Source organism: Xenorhabdus sp. PB62.4 (genome assembly GCF_014467285.1).
Lineage (GTDB): Bacteria > Pseudomonadota > Gammaproteobacteria > Enterobacterales > Enterobacteriaceae > Xenorhabdus.
The window spans coordinates 1-1,356 of sequence record NZ_NKHR01000078.1; the positions used below are offsets into that span (position 1 = coordinate 1).

Annotated in this window: 1 protein-coding gene; it reads left to right on the forward strand. The window is 57.5% G+C overall.

Features of this window, described 5'->3' with window-relative positions:
• Positions 1 to 55 precede the first annotated feature (55 nt).
• On the forward strand, positions 56 to 1,356 hold a 1,301-nt coding region (locus tag Xenpb_RS19260; protein ID WP_187655725.1), incomplete at its 3' end, for a PAAR domain-containing protein.

A 1,356-nucleotide genomic window follows, 5' to 3' on the forward strand; every position in this document is an offset into this window, starting at 1 on the left:
CAACGTTCCGGTTGCGTGATGAGCCGAAGGATAACGCCTGACAGGGAGGTGTGATATGAGTGTTTCACAGAATGTGATTATGGGCGCAGCAGCGGCAGGGCGGCCCTCTCCGCCACCTGCCACACACAATCATACATCGCCTTCAAAGGGAGGCAAGCCTGCGCCAGTACCGCCACGGACAGAAAAATCCACGTCTGACCGGGCACTGGCATTTTTACAAAGTGATACCTTCTCCAATGCCACGCTGGCAACCAGTGCTACCTATGCAGTGGCTACTGGCGCGGCGGCCCCTTTTGCGGTGGGATTAGCCGCCGGCGCAGCAGGCGGGGCGGCGGGTATGTATGTCGGGGATAAAGTCGGCCACGCTATCGCCAAAGGCATGGGGATGAGCACCGTGGCAACCGAAGGTGAAAATCCGGCCAGAGAAGGCGATGCCATTGCCCATCAGAATAAAAATGCCGGGCTATGGGGGGCGCTGGGCGGGATTTTACTGGGTGCTGTCGCAGCAGTGGCGGTGGGTGCCCTGGTGGTGGCCACAGGAGGGGCGGCACTGGTTGTGGTTGCCGCGGCCGCGGCTGCCGGCGGGTTTGTCGGTGGCGCCTGTGCCGGGATTGGCGCCGCGATAGGGCAATATGGCAGCAATAAAGGCACCATTGCGAAAGGATCACCCAATGTGTTCTTTGAGGGTAAACCGGTCGCGCGGAAAGGCGATCCGGTGGTGTGCAGTGACCATCCTCCCGGTGTGGTCGCTGAAGGCGCCAAGACCGTATTTGCCAACGGCAAGCCGATTGCCCGGTTGGGGCACCGCACCACCTGTGACGCCAATATCAACAGTGCCGCGGGATCCATTTCCATTACCCAGGAAACGGGCGAGGCACTCCCTATTTTGCAGGAAAGCAATAAAGCTTTGCAGTGGGCGGTGGTGATTGCCGGGTTATTACCCTTGCCACGCAATAAAAAAGGCGTCACCCAATCGGATAAGCCGAAAAAATCGACCCAGAAACAAAGTAAAAAACCGAACGACAACGATAACTGTGGTGATCCGGTGGATATGGCTACGGGCGACTTCTTGCAACAGTGGCCGATGCTCTCCCTGCCGGGCACCTTGCCGCTGTCATTAGTGCGTACCTATCGTTCAACCGAAAATTTTGCCGGCCTGTTCGGCCCTAAATGGTCAGATGACTGGTCGCAACAGTTAAGGCGAGCGGGGGAAGTGACGTATTTCACCGATGCGGATGGGGTTGTCTACACCTTCCATACGCCGGATGAAAACGTGTTCTCGGTTAACCTGCATGCCGGGCATTATCTGCTGTTTGGCACGTTAACAGGCGGATTACACCTGTTTGATCGTCAGAC